This window comes from Streptomyces sp. NPDC031121 (assembly GCF_055570615.1).
On sequence record NZ_JBVIGV010000004.1, the window covers coordinates 368,492 to 384,361 of the forward strand.

13 protein-coding genes are annotated in these 15,870 nt (G+C 75.0%); 4 read left to right on the top strand and 9 right to left on the bottom strand.

The genetic code is table 11. The features are described from left to right. Positions 1-113 precede the first annotated feature (113 nt). From ACZ462_RS09635 to ACZ462_RS09645, 3 genes are all read right to left on the bottom strand, one after another. Complete coding sequence (locus ACZ462_RS09635; protein ID WP_467804558.1) at positions 114-860, bottom strand: NUDIX hydrolase; 747 nt, start codon at positions 858-860, stop codon at positions 114-116. Positions 861-953: 93 nt separating this feature from the next. Next, complete coding sequence (locus tag ACZ462_RS09640; RefSeq protein WP_467804559.1) at positions 954-2,921, bottom strand: glycogen debranching N-terminal domain-containing protein; 1,968 nt, start codon at positions 2,919-2,921, stop codon at positions 954-956. A gap of 827 nt (positions 2,922-3,748) precedes the next feature. Further along, entirely contained in the window at positions 3,749-5,008 is a 1,260-nt protein-coding gene (locus tag ACZ462_RS09645) for a DUF4192 domain-containing protein (RefSeq protein ID WP_467804560.1), read from the bottom strand. Positions 5,009-5,278: 270 nt separating this feature from the next. On the opposite strand from ACZ462_RS09645, the gene ACZ462_RS09650 reads away from it, so the two are divergent. The 3 genes from ACZ462_RS09650 (at position 5,279) to ACZ462_RS09660 (ending at position 8,578) form a co-directional block, all read left to right on the top strand. Next, positions 5,279-6,436, top strand: a complete 1,158-nt coding sequence (locus ACZ462_RS09650; RefSeq protein ID WP_467804561.1) for an acyl-CoA dehydrogenase family protein — start codon at positions 5,279-5,281, stop codon at positions 6,434-6,436. Positions 6,437-6,563: 127 nt separating this feature from the next. After that, positions 6,564-7,550 (top strand): aldo/keto reductase, encoded by a 987-nt coding sequence (locus ACZ462_RS09655; protein ID WP_467804562.1) that lies wholly within the window; start codon positions 6,564-6,566, stop codon positions 7,548-7,550. A gap of 221 nt (positions 7,551-7,771) precedes the next feature. Beyond that, positions 7,772-8,578 carry an AfsR/SARP family transcriptional regulator gene (locus ACZ462_RS09660; protein WP_467804563.1) on the top strand — a complete coding sequence of 269 codons (807 nt, stop codon included), beginning with the start codon at positions 7,772-7,774 and terminating at the stop codon, positions 8,576-8,578. Between the two features lie 98 nt (positions 8,579-8,676). Here the strand turns inward: ACZ462_RS09660 and ACZ462_RS09665 are convergent, their stop codons facing one another. The 4 genes from ACZ462_RS09665 to ACZ462_RS09680 form a co-directional block, all read right to left on the bottom strand. Continuing rightward, complete coding sequence (locus tag ACZ462_RS09665; RefSeq protein WP_467804564.1) at positions 8,677-9,090, bottom strand: nuclear transport factor 2 family protein; 414 nt, start codon at positions 9,088-9,090, stop codon at positions 8,677-8,679. Between the two features lie 150 nt (positions 9,091-9,240). Next, on the bottom strand, positions 9,241-9,744 hold the full coding sequence (locus tag ACZ462_RS09670) for a flavin reductase family protein (RefSeq protein WP_467804565.1): 504 nt from the start codon (positions 9,742-9,744) through the stop codon (positions 9,241-9,243). A 114-nt stretch (positions 9,745-9,858) separates the two neighbouring features. Further along, the gene (locus ACZ462_RS09675; RefSeq protein ID WP_467804566.1) at positions 9,859-10,503 is read right to left on the bottom strand and encodes an NADH oxidase; all 645 of its coding nucleotides are present in this window, start codon (positions 10,501-10,503) and stop codon (positions 9,859-9,861) included. Positions 10,504-10,775: 272 nt separating this feature from the next. Beyond that, positions 10,776-12,071: an MFS transporter gene (locus tag ACZ462_RS09680; RefSeq protein WP_467804567.1), complete on the bottom strand. Its 1,296-nt coding sequence runs from the start codon at positions 12,069-12,071 to the stop codon at positions 10,776-10,778. 615 nt (positions 12,072-12,686) lie between these two features. Here ACZ462_RS09680 and ACZ462_RS09685 point away from each other — a divergent pair. Further along, positions 12,687-13,844 carry an acyltransferase family protein gene (locus tag ACZ462_RS09685; RefSeq protein ID WP_467804568.1) on the top strand — a complete coding sequence of 386 codons (1,158 nt, stop codon included), beginning with the start codon at positions 12,687-12,689 and terminating at the stop codon, positions 13,842-13,844. 85 nt (positions 13,845-13,929) lie between these two features. Here ACZ462_RS09685 and ACZ462_RS09690 read toward each other — a convergent pair whose 3' ends face one another. Beyond that, positions 13,930-14,592 (bottom strand): NADPH-dependent F420 reductase, encoded by a 663-nt coding sequence (locus ACZ462_RS09690; protein ID WP_467804569.1) that lies wholly within the window; start codon positions 14,590-14,592, stop codon positions 13,930-13,932. A 141-nt stretch (positions 14,593-14,733) separates the two neighbouring features. Then, a complete protein-coding gene (locus ACZ462_RS09695; protein ID WP_467804570.1) occupies positions 14,734-15,765 on the bottom strand; it encodes a beta-ketoacyl-ACP synthase III in 1,032 nt (343 codons plus the stop codon). Positions 15,766-15,870 lie beyond the last annotated feature (105 nt).

Genomic DNA, 15,870 nt, shown 5'->3' on the forward strand with positions numbered 1-15,870 from the left:
GTGACCGCTCTGCGGCAGGGTGGGTACCCCCAGCAAGGTAACGCGTCATGCCCGATTTGCCCCGCAATGTCCGCTCGGCGTGGCGGCGTGTCGCCGGCGCCGCCGAGGGGGCGTCAGGCCTCCGGGCGGAGCATCGGCGGGTTGAGCAGAGTGGCCCCGCCGGCCCGGAACAGCTGTGCGGGCCTGCCTCCCTGACGGGTGGTCGTCCCGCCGGCGGGAACCAGGAAGCCGGGGGTGCCGGTGACCTTGCGGTGGAAGTTGCGGGGGTCGAGGGCCACGCCCCACACCGCCTCGTAGACCCGGCGCAGCTCGCCGACGGTGAACTCGGGCGGGCAGAACGCGGTGGCCAGCGAGGAGTACTCGATCTTCGACCGGGCGCGTTCGACCCCGTCCGCGAGGATGGTGGCGTGGTCGAAGGCGAGCCCGGCACCCGGCTCGTCCTCGGCGGCGAGCAGTTCGTCGACGGGGGCCCAGCGCGCGCTGTTGGCGTCGCCGCCGGCGCGGGGCGCGGGCAGGTCGGGGGCGAGGACGAGGTGGGCCACGCTGACCACGCGCATCCGCGGGTCCCGCTTCGGATCGCCGTACGTGGCCAGCTGCTCCAGATGCGCCCCGTTCCCGGCGCCGGGCTCGGCGGGATCGTGCGCGCACAGGCCGGTTTCCTCGGCGAGTTCCCTGGCGGCGGCGGCGCCCAGGTCCTCGTCTGCGCGCACGAAGCCGCCGGGCAGGGCCCAGCGCCCCTGGAACGGCTGCTCGCCGCGGCGGACGACCAGCGCGCAGAGGGCGTGGCGCCGCACGGTGAGGACGACCAGGTCGACGGTGACGGCGAACGGCGGATAGGCCGACGGGTCGTAGGGAGACATGCCGCGATCATAGTCGTCTTCCTGACGATAAACAGCGCTTTGAAGATCCGGAGGGCAGAGATCCGGAAGCCGGTGGCGGTCGCTGCCCCAGTTCTAACCGCCGAGCTGGAGTGCATCCGCCGCCTCCTCCACCATGCCGAGGCCGAGGCGGCTGACGCGGAGGGCGAAGGGTTCGCCCGCGACCCGCAGACCGGACAGGCGCAGCGCGCCGAGCGGCGCGCCGGCCATCGGGGCGACGGCGACCGTGCCGGCCGGGGCGTCCGGGCGGATGCCGGCGGCCGCCGTGAGGGCGTGGATACCGGCGGCCGCGGCCACGGCGGCGGGGCGGCAGGCTGCGGGGTGCGGGAGGGGGGCGCTGCCCGCCGTGCGCTGCTCGGCCGCGTACATCTCGGGCAGCCGGTATCCGAAGCCCTCGGCCGCGTCGAGCAGGCCCCGCAGGAGGGCGGCCGCCTCCCTCTCGAAGCCGGCCCGGGCGAGCCCGGCTGCGGCGACGGCGCTCTCGTGGGGGCGCACCGCGCCGGAGCGGTGGCCGAACGGGTTGTGCCCCGGCTCCCGTACGGCCATGCTCCGCAGGCCCCACCCGCAGTCCATGGCGGGGGCGCCGAGCAGCCGGGCGAGCTGCTCGGTGCGGACCGGATCGAGGAGGCCGGGGGCGAGCCGCCCGCCGCCGAGCAGGCCGGTGTCCAGAAGGTGGGCGGCGGCTCCCGTCAGCCGGGGAAGCGGCCGGCCGTCCGGGTGGAGGGCGGCGGCGGGCCGGCCGCCGTCCGGGCCGTCGATCCAGAACCGCTCCTGGAACCGGGCCCGCAGGGCGCCCGCCCACTCCCGCCATTCCGGTCCGCCGGCCCTGCCGTACGCGTCGAGCAGGTCGGCCCCGAGCAGGGCGGCCCGGTGGGCGTGGGCCTGGGTCTCGCAGCGGCGCGGCCCGGGGTCGGGATCGGCGAGGAAGCCGTCCTCGCCGAGGGATGCGCGCAGCCAGTCCAGGCACCGCTCGGCCGCGGGGAGCAGCGGTTCGACCTCCGGATCGGGCAGTCCCCAGCGCCGGGCCTCGGCGAGGACGGCGGGGAACGCGAGGGTGGCCTCGGTTCCGGTGCAGCCGGGCGGCAACTGCGGCCCGCCGCCCCGCAGCGGGCCGGGGATCTTCCCCGCGTCCGGCCCGCGGCCGCCGGTCTGGGTGCGGGTGAGGATGCGCAGGGTGGCGGCGGCGAGCCCGGTGCCGAGGGGCAGCGCCATCCTCGCCGCCCAGAGGGATTCCGCGGGGGCCAGGCCGAGCCGCCAGGGCGCACCGGCAGCGGCGAAGGCGTCGGCGGGCTCCTCCCGGTCCCGCAGCAGCAGGGCGCCGAGGTCGGCGACGCTGGTCCGGAACCACGCCTCGGCGCGCGGGTCGTCGCACTCGGCCCGGGCGTCGGCCAGGGGGTTGGCCACCTGCCCGGCCGGGGCCCGGGAGGCGCGGGACTGCGTGGTGCGCAGCTCGATGGTGCGGCACTCCCCCGGCAGCAGTTCGAGCCGCCAGCGCAGCAGCCCCGCGGAGGCGAGGGCGTCGTCGGGGGCGGGGTCGGCGGTGGTGGCGGAGTGGGCGTCCCCCGCGCTCCAGCGCAGGCCGGCGGCATGGACGCCGGCCGGCAGTTCGGGCCCGGCCCGCCCGGCGGCCACGGCTGCGAGGTCGGCGAGGTCCGTACCGAGGAGCACCTCGACGGGCAGGCGCAGGGGCCGGGCGGTGAAGCTGCGCAGGACGATCCGCTCCGTGCCGTCGGCGTGCCGCACCCGCTCGACGCCGATGTCCGGGTCGGGGCCGGCCTCGGCCCCGGTGCGGACGGTCGCCGTGAACGAGGCCCGGTCCGCACCGGTGCTGCGGCCCTGGACGGCCACCGGGTCGCGGCCGCCGACCCGCAGCACACAGCGGGAGAGCAGCCGCCGCCCCGAGCGGTAGATCCCCTCCATGCCCTGCCCGGTCAGCTGCCCGTGTTCGGGCGAGATCACCAGGCAGGGCGCCGCGACGCAGATGACGGCGCCGTGCACAGGCGGCAGTTCGGGCCGGGGGGCGGGGGGTGCGGAGTGGACCATGGCTCGCCTCGTGTGGACTGTGTGCGCTCCGGTCGGTTCTCGGCGGCGGCGCGGCCGGGCCCCCGCCACCCTCCTGGGGAACGCCCCCGCCCCCACCCGGGTCACGCCCTGAGCCGCCCCGCCCCACGGCACCGCACCGCAACGGACGCCGGTACAGGCCGCCCGCCCGGCGCCGCTCTCGGGCACCTCGCCGCGCGGCTCCCGGCGGCGCTGCGCGGGGCCGGGGCGTACGGGAAGGCCTGCTCCAGCGGCACGAACCGCTGCCCCGGCGCCCCGCGTGGGAGCCCCACGACACGGACCCGACCCCCGCTCCCCGGGGCCCGGGCGGACAGGATCAGCGCACGCAGGGCTGCGGTGCACCGCAGCGGGACCGCCCACCCGGCCACCGCCGCCCGCGGACGCCCCACGGCGCGGATCCGAGCCGCGCTCCCCCTGTCCGAGGCGCGCAGGCGCGCGACGTACGGGGCGGTGTCGTGCCGGGGCGGGGCGGCACGCCCGGCCGACGGCACCCGCAGGCGCCCCACCTCGCAGGTCCCGGCCGCGCCCACCAGGGGCGGGGCGGGCGGACCCGAGACACACGGGACGGCGCCGTGCGGCAGCAGGCCCGGCGCCATGCGCCGACACCCCACTGCGCTGCTCCCCGCCGCACTCCGCCAGAGCGAGGGGAGCAGCGTCCGGGCGGGGACATGCCGGCGTGGGGCGCGGCTCCCGGTGGTGCTCCGGCGGGACGGGGCGAGGCCGGCCGGGGCGGTGCTGTGCCCGCGTGGGGCACGAGACCGGGCCGCGCTCCGCGGGGGCGGGGTGGGCGGGGGCGGGGCTCGTGCGGGTCATCGGTCTGTTCCTTCCGGGCGGCGGTGGGGGCGGCGGGTGCGGGCGCGGCGGCCGGGCGGGCGGGTGGTTTCGGCGGCCGCCCTGCGGCGGGGGTCCCTGCGCCTGCGTTCGGCGCGCAGGCAGGCCCGCAGTCCCTCCGGGTCGATGCCCTCGTTGCAGGCGTGGTGGAGGAGTTGGGCGAAGCGGTAGTCGGCGTCGGCGCGGAGGGCGAGGCCGAGGGCGACGCGGGCCGTCGGCTCGTCACCGGCGGACCAGGAGAGCCAGCCCGCGAGGGTGAGCGGGGCCGCCGCGTGCTCCCCGTAGGCGCCGACGCAGCGCCGGGCGAGGGCGCGCCACAGACGCAGGGCGGCCGCCGATTCGTCGTCCTCGATCCACTCCGCCGCGATGTCCCGGGTCTCCCGGTCCTGGAGGCCGAGGATGACGGAGGCGGCCTCGTCGTGGCCGAGGAGGGCGTCGTCCCAGTCGTCCGCGCAGGGGCCGCCCTCCGCCGGCGTGGCGAGGGCGAGGCGCCGCAGGAGGGTGCGGGCCAGGGCGACGGTATCGGCGCCGACCTGCTCCCGGGTCGCCCCGTCGAGGATCTTCGGTACGAGGGCGGCGGCGGCCCGGTCGAGTGCCTGCTCCATCTCCCGGGCCAGCGGGCCGCGGAGCGGGGCGAGTCCGGCCTCCAACTCCCGCAAGGAGCCGCGGATCCGCAGTCCGGCGAAGGTGGCGGCCGCCGCTGCCACGGAGGTACCGGGAGCGGCGAGGGGAAGGCCCTCGGCCGGGCAGCAGCGCTCGTCGGGGCAGCAGTAGGACCAGTAGCGGCCGCCGGAGATGCACACCGCTTCCAGGACGGGCACCTCGAGTGCGCCGCAGGCGAGCCGGATCCGCTGGGCGAGGGGCCGCAGCCGGGTCATGACCCGCTGCCCGCCTTCTCCGGGCTCCGGGTCCTGGCAGAGGAAGAGGATGATGCCGTCGGGCCGGCCGGCGCGCCGCTCGCTGCCGCGGACCAGGCACTCGGCGACCTGCCGGGCGGTGTCCTCCCATTCGGCCGGGACCGGGGGGATCCCGAGCCGGAGCCGGCCGCCGAAGCGCCCGCCCTCGCCGTGCACGGCGACCATGACGAGGGAGTCGGTGGGGTGGAAGCCGAGCATGTACGGCAGGGCGTCGGCGAGTTCGCCCGGGCTGCGCAGGGTGACCCGCGGCGGGGCGGGGTCCGCCGGCGGGCGGGCGGACGGCTCGTGGGACGGGGTGCGGGATGCGTGGTCGTTGGTCATGCCCCGACGGTCCCGCGCCCCGGGCGGCCCCGAAAGCCCTGTGGATAACTCTTCACGCCCGGCAAGATGTTTGCTGTTCAATTTCCACAGGTCTGCGGGGCGTGGTGGCGCGCACGGGCCTCCGGCGGGTCCCATGGGGAGGGGACACGGCCGCGACCACGCCTTTCGGGATGCCGGAGCGGTCATGGACGGCTCGAGGACGATCCGAGTGGTGGTCCACCGGGCTGTGCCATGGTCCGCTCCGATCATCGGCGCCGAGAAGGAGGCAGGATGCACACTCAGACTGGCCGGGGGACCGGACTGGTGGCCCGTTCGGCGGAACTGGCCGAACTGGCCCGCCGCCGCGCCCCCGACGCCGAGGACCAGCGCCGCCTGGCTCCCGACGTGGTGGAGCGGATGCTGCGGACGGGATTCGCCCGGCACTTCGTCCCCGCCGCGTTCGGCGGTACGGAGGGCACGTTCGAGGAGTTCAACGCCGCCGTCGCCACCGTGGCCGAGGGCTGTGCGGCCACCGCATGGTGCGCGTCGGTGGCGTCGAGCCTGGCGCGGATGGCGGCCTGCCTGCCGCGCGAGGCGCACGCCGAGATATGGGGCGAGGGGCCCGACGCGTTCGTGGTCGGCTCCCTCTCACCCGCCGGAAAGGCCGCGCCGGTGCCGGGCGGTTGGAGCGTGTCCGGCTCCTGGGCGTACATCAGCGGCGTGGACCACTCCGACTGGGCCGTGGTCTGCGCCGTCATACCGAGTGACGGGAACACCCCGCCGGGGCCGCCGCCGGCGCGGCTGTTCGCCCTGCCCCGCACCGACTACGCGGTCAAGGACACCTGGACCGGCTCCGGCATGCGCGGCACCGGCAGCAACACCCTGATCGCCGAAGAGGTGTTCGTGCCCGAGTCGCGCAGCGCCGAGCGGCAGCGACTCTTCGACGGACGGCCCCTGGCCTCGGACGCGGACTGCCACACCGTCCCCGTCCAGGCCGTCAACGGGCTGTCCTGCGCGCCGATCGCCCTCGGCGCCGCGCGCGAGGCGCTGCGGCTGTGGACCGGCGACACGGTGCAGCGGCTGGAGCGCGGCGCCGGCCGACCCGGGGTGCCGGGCCCCGCCAGGAGCACCTACGAAGCGGTCCTGACCCGCAGCGCCGGCGAGATCGACGCCGCCGCGCTGCTGCTGGAGCGGGCCGCGCGCCTCGCCGACGGCGGCGCGCGGATCACGTCCGAGGAGACCTCCCGCAACGTGCGCGACTACGCCATGGCCAGCGAGCTGCTGGTGACCGCGGTGAACCGGATGTTCGCCAGCGCCGGCACCTCCGGCCAGAGCTCCGACAGCCCGCTCCAGCGGATCTGGCGCGACGTCAACTCGATCTCCACGCACATAGCCCTGACCTTCGACCCGGCCGCGTCGCAGTACGCGTCCCACTCCTTCCCCCGCTGACACCGTCGCGCCCGCGTCCGCCGTCCGGCGCCTCGGGCTCCGGACTGCGGCCGCGACGCGTTTGACATGGAGCGCGCTCCAGCAACCAGCATGACGGGCAGGCATCGACCCGCCCAGGAGGCACAGCATGACCGACATCCCCACCCGGCGCTTGGGCGCACTGGCGGTTTCCGCACAGGGCCTGGGCTGCATGGGCATGAGCCACGGCTACGGCGCCACGGACGACACACAGTCGATCACCACGCTGCGGCGCGCCCTCGACCTGGGAGTGACCCTCCTGGACACGGCCGACTTCTACGGCTCGGGCCACAACGAGGAGTTGATCGGCAAGGCCGTCGCGGGCCGCCGTGACGAGGTGGTCCTGGCGACGAAGTTCGGCTTCGCCAACCGCCTCGGCGAGCCCACGCGGGTCCGCGGCGACGCCGCCTACGTACGGCAGGCGTGCGAGGCGTCGCTGCGCCGGCTCGGGGTCGACCACATCGACCTCTACTACCAGCACCGCGTCGACCCGCAGGTGCCCGTCGAGGAGACCGTCGGCGCCATGGCCGAGCTGGTGCAGGCCGGGAAGGTCCGCCACCTCGGGCTGTCCGAGGCCGGCGCAGCGACCATCCGGCGGGCGCACGCCGTGCACCCGATCGCCGCCCTGCAGAGCGAATGGTCGCTGTGGTCGCGGGACCTGGAAGCGGAGATCGCCCCCGTCTGCCGCGAGCTGGGCGTCGGACTGGTCCCGTACGCGCCGCTGGGGCGGGGCTTCCTCACCGGCAACTACGCGTCCGTGGACGGGCTGGCGGACAACGACGTCCGGCGCGGCCACCCCCGTTTCGCCGACGGCAACCGGGAGCGCAACCTCGCGATCGTGGCGCGGCTGGAGGAGCTGGCCGCCGCGAAGGGCGTCACCGCAGGCCAGTTGGCCCTGGCCTGGCTGCAGCACCGCGGCGAGGACGTGGTGCCGATCCCGGGCACGCGGCGGGTGCGCTACCTGGAGGAGAACCTGGCAGCCCTGGCCGTCGAGCTGACCCCCGAGGACCTCGCCGCGATCGAAGCCGCCGCCCCTCCCGGGCAGTTCGCGGGAACGCGCTACGACGCGACCGGCCTCAGCTTCGTCAACGGCTGACGTCCGGGGGCGCCGCAGCACCCGGACGGCACCCCTGCCCCGCGCCGGGGCCGCCCGCGCGGCCATGTGCGGCCCCGCACGGCGGCCCCGGGCGGTTCCCGCGCCCCCGCCAGACCCGTCCGGCCTCCGGTCCGGGCCCACCCGGCGGCATGTGAGATCTTCACGTCCACCCGTGTCCGCGTCACTGGTTCGCGACTCGACCGGACTGCGATGCTGGCTCCATGGAATTCGGAGTTCTCGGACCGCTCGAAGCGCGCATGCACGACACGTCCATCGTGCCGACCGCTGGCAAACCCCGACAGATCCTCGCGCTCCTCGCCATCCGCGCGGGCCGCGTCGTCCAAGTGGAGACGCTGATGGCGGAGCTGTGGGGGAACGCCATCCCGCGGAGCGCCGCCACCACGCTCCAGACCTACATCCTCCAACTGCGCCGCAAGCTCACGGAAGCCGGCGTGGAGCGGACCGGCCGCACGGCCAAGGACGTCCTGGCGACCTGCTACGGCGGGTACCGGCTCGCCCCGGAGGACTTCACCCTCGACCTGCTGGAGTTCCAGCAACTGGTCCGCCAGGGCGACCGCGCCCTGGCGGACGGCGACCCCCGCTCGGCGGCCGCGCACCTCAGCCGCGCCCTGCAGCTGTGGCGCGGGCCCGCCCTGACCGACGTGCCCGTCGGGGAGATCCTCGGCACCGAGGTCATCGGCATGCAGGAGGAGCGCGCCTGGGCGCTGGAGATGCGCCTCGACGCCGACCTCAGCCTGGGCCGGCACGCGGAGATCATCGGCGAGCTGCGCATGCTGGTGAGCCAGCAGCCCATCCACGAGACCTTCTCGGCCCAGCTGATGACCGCGCTGTACCGCGCCGGACACCCCTGGCGCGCGCTCGACGCCTTCCAGGCGCTGCGCCACGCCCTGATCAAGGAGCTGGGGGTGGAGCCGTCGCCGCGGCTCCAGCGGCTGCACCAGTCCATCCTCGCCAACGACACCGACCTGCACCTGTCCGCCCCGATCCCCCATGCGCTGTCCGCCTAGCCGAGGCACGGGGGAACGTACGCAACGGCGAAGCTCCTGGTGCACGGGCCGCGATCCGCGACCCGTGTCCGCCAGGAGCTTCGTGCGTTCCGGCGCGGTCAGGCCGCCTGGTCGTAGCTGACGGCGCGGGAGCGCAGCCGGAAGCGGTCGCCCGCAGTGTCGATGACGTCGTGGAGGACGATGCTCACGCCGATCTCCGGCTGCTCCTGCGGGCGGGTCCGCACGATCAGGGCGTAGACCGTCGAGACGAGACTGCCGTCGTCCTGCGGGTCCAGGACGATCTGGTTGAAGTAGTGGCGCAGCTGCGTCGGGTTGCCCTCGAACTGCTTCATGAAGGAGCGCAGCTCCTCCAGGACGGCCTGGGGGCCGACCGCGGGCTCGGTGCCCGGGGTGAGGGCGAAGCTGCCGTCCTCGGTGAACGTCGCGGCGTGCTCCTCCAGCCGGCCGTTGTCCAGCGCCTGCATCTGGCGGGCGTAGAAGTGCTGTACCTGGGCGTAGAGTTCGCTGCTCACCGCGGCGCTCATGGCCGACCTCCGTGTCGGGGCGGAAAAAGACGTGGGCAAGATGCACCAGGCCGCTCGAGATCGCCTCGAGACCCGGTGGTGCGGTCCGGCACGGGGCCGCCGCACCCGCGCTCTGCGCGTGCGGCGGCCCCGTGCCGTTCAGAGGGTCTGGAGGGCCAGGCGGCGCTCCGGTTCCCAGGTGCCGAACTCCCCCTGCTGGTAGAGGGCGGCGGTGCCGGGGTAGGTCTCGCTCTCCTCGATCCGCCCTATCAGCAGGAGGTGGTCCCCCGCCTCGACGGTCTGGACGAGCCGGCAGCCCGCGTACGCCACGGCCGCCTCGGTGAGCACGGGCACCCCCGCGAGCCCGGCGCGCCAGGCGACGCCCTCGAACTTGTCCTCCGACTTGCCGGCGAAGGTCCGCGCCGTCCCCTGCCCCTGGCGGGCGAGGAAGTTCAGCGCGAACACCCCCGACGAGAGCATCGCGGGGAGGGTCCGCGACCCCTTGCCGACGCACACCAGGAGCAGGGGCGGGGCCGCGGAGACCGCGGAGAAGGCGTTGCAGGTGAATCCGCTCGGCTCGCCGTCTTCGCCGAGCGTGGTGACGATCGCCACCGGGGTTGGAAACGTACCGAATACCTGGCGGAATGCGTCCGCGTTCAGCATGTCCACTCCGTCGACCAGTCGCGGGCCTCTCCCGCTGCTGGCGGCACTATTGAGGCAGTGGCCAGAAGGTGCCTGGAGGAACCCTCGAGGCCGGAACGGGCCGCTCTGGAGCGTTCAAGCGGGACGCGGAGCATCCTCGGCCATGCCGTGTTCGTCGACGAGGGTCACCAGGCCGGCGCCGGCGAGGTAGCCGACGATGTCCTCGGTGACCTGTCGCGGCAGGGGGAGGGCCGCGGAGACCGCGGTGAGCGTGGTGGGCCAGGCCAGCGTCATGGCCACCCAGGCGGCCTCCTGGCGGTGCAGGACGACCCGGTGGGGGGAGTCGTCGGACTCGAGCACGCAGCCGACGCCCGAGTCGGGCACGGTGAGCGCGACGTGCCGGGGCAGCCGTACGCGGCAGTCGCCGGTCGGCCGGATCAGGACGAACGGCGCCGCCGACGACAGCGGGAACACCGACAGCAGCGGCCCCTTCAGGTCGTCCACGCCGAGAGTGCGCACCACGAGATGCGCGAGCCTGTCCAGGGTCGGGAGGGCGACGCGGCACTGGTCCTCCGGGCCGCCCAGGGCGTTCGCCAGCAGCACCGGCCCGAGCTCCATCCTCCGCAGCACCTCCCGCACGGCGGGGCTGGGCCGGTCGAGCCGGTCCTGCCCCCAGCGGCTCGTGAGCAGCAGCGCGTCGCCGGCCCCCTGGTCGATGATCACGTCTTCGGAGAGCGACCAGAGATGGAAGGTCCGGGGCCCTCCGGTCGTACGCCGCATATCGCACCTCTCTTGCCTGGCGGAGGGATTCGTCGAGTATGGAGCCGGCCCCCGGCCCACGACAGCCTCTGCGCCGAACAGCCTCCACGCATCCTCGTCCAGTCGGGGGCGCCTGCCAGGGGGCGGGCGGGGCGAGTTGACGGAGTCCGGGGAAGTCCGTCCGCCGAGTCGGGGCGGGGCGGCCCGGACGTGGCGCGGGCCGCGGCGCCGCTGCGGGCCGGCGCCCGTCCGGCACGGCCCGCTGCGGCGCCGCGGCCCGCGGCACACCGGGTTCAGGCGCGGGCGGAGGCCGCGCCGCTCCGGCCGCAGAAGAAGGTCACGAGCATCGCGGCGAGTGCGAAGGCACCGGCGGCGAGCATCGCCGGCCGCGGGCCGGAGGCGTCGATGACCAGGCCACCGATGAAGGAGCCGATGCCGATGGCCCCGTTGAACGCGGCGACGTACAGCGAGGAGGCGGCCTCGCTCTCCTCGGGCACCAGGCGCATCACCCAGGTCTGCAGCGCCACCGGCAGCGCCGCGTAGACGATGCCCCAGCAGACGAGCATCGCGATGACGAGGGGACCGCTGGCGCCACCCGCGTACATGACCGCCATGACGAGGGCCATCAGGCCGGTGCTGGCGATCAGGCTCGTGCGCAGGGCCCGGCCGACCACGGCGCCGGCGGCGAAGTTGCCCACGAGGCCGGCCGCGCCGAAGACGAGCAGCAGCGCGCCGACGAGGGACGGGCGGATGCCCGTCACCTCCTCGAGGTAGGGGGCGACGTACGTGAAGGCCAGGAAGTGGCCGCTCATGATCAGCGCGGTGACGCCGACGGCGACGCGCAGCGCCCGGTGCCGCAGCACGTGGACGAGGGCCTTCAGGTCGCCGCGGCCCTTGGCCGGGAGGGCCGGCATGAAGAACAGGCTCGCCGCGAGCACGAGGAAGCCGAGGAGGCCGACGCAGACGAAGGCGGTGTGCCAGCCGGCGGACTGCCCGACGGCGGTGCCGAGCGGGGTGCCGGCGACGGAGGCGAGGGAGATGCCGCCGAGGACGACCGAGGTGGCCTTCACAGCGTGCCGTTCGGGGACGAGCCGGACGGCGACGGCGATCGCGATGGACCAGAACACGCCGTGCGCGAGGGCGACGATGATGCGCGCGGTCAGGAGCAGGGCGTAGCTGGAGACGACGGCGGCCATGAGGTTGCCGGCGATGTAGAAGGCCATCAGGGTGACGAGGAGCCACTTGCGGTCCATGCGCCCGGTCAGCGCCGTCAGGGGCGCCGCGGTCACGGCGGCGATGCCGGCGAAGCCGGTGACCAGGAAGCCGGCGCTGCCGAGGGACACGGAGGTGCCTTCGGCGATGGACGGGAGGAGGCCGATCGGGAGGGTCTCGGTGGTGACGAACGAGAACACGCCGAGGGCCAGTCCGATCACGGCCAGCCAGCCGCGCCATGCGGAGCCCGGTGGGGCCTCGGCGGACGGGGCCGCCGCGTCGGCGGAGCCGGGCGGCGGCGCGGTGGCGAGGGCCCCGGCGCCGGGGGCCTCGCCTCCGGGGTGGTTGCTGCGCTGGGTGGTGGCACTGTGGGGCATGGTGGCTCCCGGGTCGGTGGTCCGGCGGTGGCAGTGGCGGGGGGCGTCGTGTTCGAGGGCGGCCCGGAGCGCGGAGATGTGCGCGGAGTCCGGTGCCTGTTCAGCTCGCGCCGACGAGGTTCGCTGACGCATTGTGCGGCGCCGACGGCGAGCGGATGAAGTGCTTCCTGATCGTGGTGGTGGGAGCACCAGCCGGTGGCCGGTTCGCGGCATCCGCGGACCGAAAACCTCTTCCCAGCAGCCTGCTCGGGGTTCTGTGGTGGTGTTGGCACCACCCGGATGAACCGACCCCGGCACGGTGGCGGTGGTTCCGGTAGCTTTCCAGGCATCCGATGCCCGCCGGGCCGCCACCCGTGGTGCGCAGCCGTGGAGCGATCCTCCCGGCCCCTCCCCCGGCCTTCCGCCCGGACCCTCCCCCTCGGATCAGAGCCCCGGCGTGTCCGGCACCGCCGCCGGAAGCCCGCCACCGCCGCACTCGTGGCCCCACTCAGTTCGCGGATCCCCCTCTTCTGAAGGAGCAGAAACGTGTCGACGGACAGCATGCGTGTGACGGAGCCCGAGACGGCGGCAAGCGTTTCCCCGCCGGTCGGGCCAGCGGCGCCTGGACGTGCCCGGGTGACCCGCCTCGACACGCTGACCGGCCTTCGCTTCCCCGCGGCCTTCGTGGTGTTCCTCTACCACGCGGCGCTCCTGGCCTTCCTCGGCGTGCCGTGGCTCAGCAGCAGTTCGGCCGCGGTCTCCTACTACGATGCGGTCGCCCACGCGGGCGCCCTCGGCGTCACGTTCTTCTTCGTGTTGAGCGGCTTCGTGCTGACCTGGTCGGCCCGGGAGACGGACACCGCGCCGCGCTTCTGGCGCCGCCGGTTCATCAAGATCGTCCCGAACTACGTGCTCGTCTGGGCGCTCGCCATGCTGGTGTTCGCCGCGCCGATCACGGACACGACCGTCGGGCTGCTCAACTTCTTCATGCTCCAGGTGTGGTATCCGGACTTCGCGATCAACTTCGGCGTGAACCCGGCCGGATGGTCGCTGGGCGTGGAGGCCGTCTTCTACCTCCTCTTCCCCGTCCTGATCCACTGGATCCGGAGGATCCCGGCGCACCGGCTGAACCTGTGGGCCGCCGCCGTGGCCGCCGGGATCATCGCGACGCCGTTCCTCTCGGAGCTGCTGGTCCCGGCCGGCACGGCGATGATGGACACCGAGCCCGACACCTCGGTGAACCAGTACTTCGTCTCCTACATCCTGCCGCTGCCCCGCGTGCTGGACTTCGCCCTCGGCATCCTCGTCGCCCGCTCGGTCATGGCGGGGCGCTGGCGCAACATCGGCATGGTCTGGTCCGGTGTGCTGCTGGCCGTGAGCTACGCCGCAGGCTACTTCGCCCCGCCGATCTACTCGACGCGCGCCGTGTGCGTCGTCCCGGCCGCCCTGCTGATCGCGGCCGGCGCCATCGCGGACGCCGAGGGCCGGTTCACGCTCTTCCGGAACCGCGTGATGGTCTGGCTCGGGGACATCTCGTTCGCCTTCTACCTGGTCCACTACACGGTGATGGTCGCGCTGTGGAAGCTGCTCGGCAGCAAGGCGTACTCGGTTCCCGAGGCCGTCGCCCTCGCCGTGCTGTTCCTCGGCTGCGGAATCCTGGCCTCCTGGGCGCTGTACGCCCTGGTGGAACGGCCGATCACCCGCCGCTGGTCGAATCCGCGGAAGAAGCAGGCGGTCGTGCGCCCCACCCCCGAGCCCCTCTCCCTCGCCACGCAGGGCGCGGGCGAGAGGTAGGCGCCGCCGCCGACCGTACGGCCCGTCCCCGAGGGGGCGGGCCGTACGTCGTGTCCGGGCGCGCCCGTACGGGAGCCCCTCGCGGTCAGCCGGCGAGGCCGACCGCCGCGCGCAGGCCCGCGGCGGTGGAGACGTACCCGAAGAGCCGGCCGCCCGGGTCCACGGCGGCCGACTCCTCCAGCCCGCCGAGGTGGACGGGGACGAAGCCGGCGTCGTGCACCAGGACCTCCGCCACCCGGCGCGCCTGCGGGTCGCCGGAGGCGATGCCCATGCCCCAGAAGTGCCGCTGCTGCGTGCCGCGCGACCACAGCAGCTCGTCGGGGAAGTGGGTGAACGCGCGGGCGACCGAGCTGTGCGGCAGCCGCTCGGCGGTCCAACTGCCCTGGGTGGTGCCCGGCCGGAGCTGCGAGACGAAGAGCCCCTCCTCGGACACGCCGATCGGGCTGGTCGCGTCGATCACGGTCTTCCCGGCCAGGCGGCCCGCCAGCTGCTCCAGCAGGCCGTCGAGCGCCGGGTGCGGGACGGACAGCAGGACGACGTCACTGGCGTCGACGGCCCCCGCGTACGTCGCCGCGCGCGCCCGGTCGCCGAGGAGTTCGACGAACGGGCCGAGCCGGCCCGGGTCGCGGGAGCCGAAGGTCACCGTGTGCCCGGCGGCGAGCCAGTGCCGGCCGAGCGGGCGCCCTATGTTGCCCGCGCCCAGGACGCCGATCGTCATGGGGCGGGTCGATCCGGTGGTGGGGGCCATGATGATGCAACTCCTCTTTCGTGTAAGGCCCGTGGCGGGCCCGGGGGGTGCGGTCGCGGTGTGTGCGGCGGTCCGCGGGTCTGTGCAGACGGCCGTCGGCCGCCGGTCGTCTCTGACCGGCGGCCGACGCGGGGGCTGGGCTCAGTGGGGGGTGACGTCCGGCCAGACCAGGGCGGTCGAGCCCCATGTCACGCCGCCGCCGAAGGCGCTCATCAGCACGCGGTCGCCCGGGCCGACCTGCCCGGCGGCGATCGCGTCGGCGAGGGCGAGGGGGATGGAGGCGGCGGAGGTGTTGCCGACGCGGTCGAGGTTGACGACGGTGCGCCCGCGGTCCATGCCGAGCTGGTCGGCGACGGCGTGCAGGATGCGCACGTTGGCCTGGTGGCCGACGAACCAGTCCACCGACGCCGGCTCCCATCCCGCGCGCTGGAGCATCGCCTTGGACGAGGCCGCCATGCGGGTGACTGCGTGCCTGAAGACCTGCTTGCCCTGCATCGTGAAGTAGCTGTCGGCAGGGCGTCCGCCGACAGAGCCGGCGCTGTCGGCGGCCTCGCCGGCCGCCTCGGATCGCTGCCGGGAGCCGCCGCCGGGGACCATGATGAGGTCCTTCAGCGAGCCGTCGCTGCCGAGGTCGTACCCCAGCAGCGCCCCCGGCTCGTCCGGGTCGCCGGCCCGCAGCACCACGGCCCCGGCGCCGTCGCCGAAGATGACCGAGGTGGTGCGGTCGGCGGGGTCGAGGATGGTGGAGTACGTCTCCGCGCCGATGACGAGGACGCGTTCGGCGGTGCCCGAGGCGATGGCGCCGGCCGCGGCCGCGAGGGCGTAGACGAATCCGCTGCACACGGCGGCGATGTCGTAGGCGGCGACGCTCCCCAGTCCCAGCCGGGCGGCGACGTCGGGGGCGGTCGCCGGGCACGGGTGGTCGGGCGTGGTCGTCGCCAGGACCACCAGGTCGACGTCGGCGGATCCGGCCGACTTGAGCGCCCGCGCGCCCGCCTCGACCGCGAGGTCGCCGGTGGCGGTGCCGGGATCGGCCCAGTGGCGCCGGGTGATGCCCGTACGGGTGCGGATCCACTCGTCGGTGGTGTCCATGGTGCGGGAGAGGTCGTCGTTGGTCACCACGCGGGGCGGGACGTACGTCCCGAGGCCGGTGAGGACGGCTGCCCGGGTCATGCCGCCACCTCCTGCGCGGCGGACGGGTGCGCGTGGGGCAACACGTAGGTCAAGGTGGCCTCCCTGGTCGCCGGTGCGGGACGCCGCTACCGGGCACGGTGGAAA

What these genes read in the sequence shown, in the direction of transcription:
- ACZ462_RS09635 (WP_467804558.1), bottom strand. Translation starts at nt 860, where the DNA reads ATGTCTCCCTACGACCCGTCGGCCTATCCGCCGTTCGCCGTCACCGTC.
- ACZ462_RS09640 (WP_467804559.1), bottom strand. Translation starts at nt 2,921, where the DNA reads ATGGTCCACTCCGCACCCCCCGCCCCCCGGCCCGAACTGCCGCCTGTG.
- ACZ462_RS09645 (WP_467804560.1), bottom strand. Translation starts at nt 5,008, where the DNA reads ATGACCAACGACCACGCATCCCGCACCCCGTCCCACGAGCCGTCCGCC.
- ACZ462_RS09650 (WP_467804561.1), top strand. Translation starts at nt 5,279, where the DNA reads ATGCACACTCAGACTGGCCGGGGGACCGGACTGGTGGCCCGTTCGGCG.
- ACZ462_RS09655 (WP_467804562.1), top strand. Translation starts at nt 6,564, where the DNA reads ATGACCGACATCCCCACCCGGCGCTTGGGCGCACTGGCGGTTTCCGCA.
- ACZ462_RS09660 (WP_467804563.1), top strand. Translation starts at nt 7,772, where the DNA reads ATGGAATTCGGAGTTCTCGGACCGCTCGAAGCGCGCATGCACGACACG.
- ACZ462_RS09670 (WP_467804565.1), bottom strand. Translation starts at nt 9,744, where the DNA reads ATGCTGAACGCGGACGCATTCCGCCAGGTATTCGGTACGTTTCCAACC.
- ACZ462_RS09675 (WP_467804566.1), bottom strand. Translation starts at nt 10,503, where the DNA reads ATGCGGCGTACGACCGGAGGGCCCCGGACCTTCCATCTCTGGTCGCTC.
- ACZ462_RS09680 (WP_467804567.1), bottom strand. Translation starts at nt 12,071, where the DNA reads ATGCCCCACAGTGCCACCACCCAGCGCAGCAACCACCCCGGAGGCGAG.
- ACZ462_RS09690 (WP_467804569.1), bottom strand. Translation starts at nt 14,592, where the DNA reads ATGGCCCCCACCACCGGATCGACCCGCCCCATGACGATCGGCGTCCTG.
- ACZ462_RS09695 (WP_467804570.1), bottom strand. Translation starts at nt 15,765, where the DNA reads ATGACCCGGGCAGCCGTCCTCACCGGCCTCGGGACGTACGTCCCGCCC.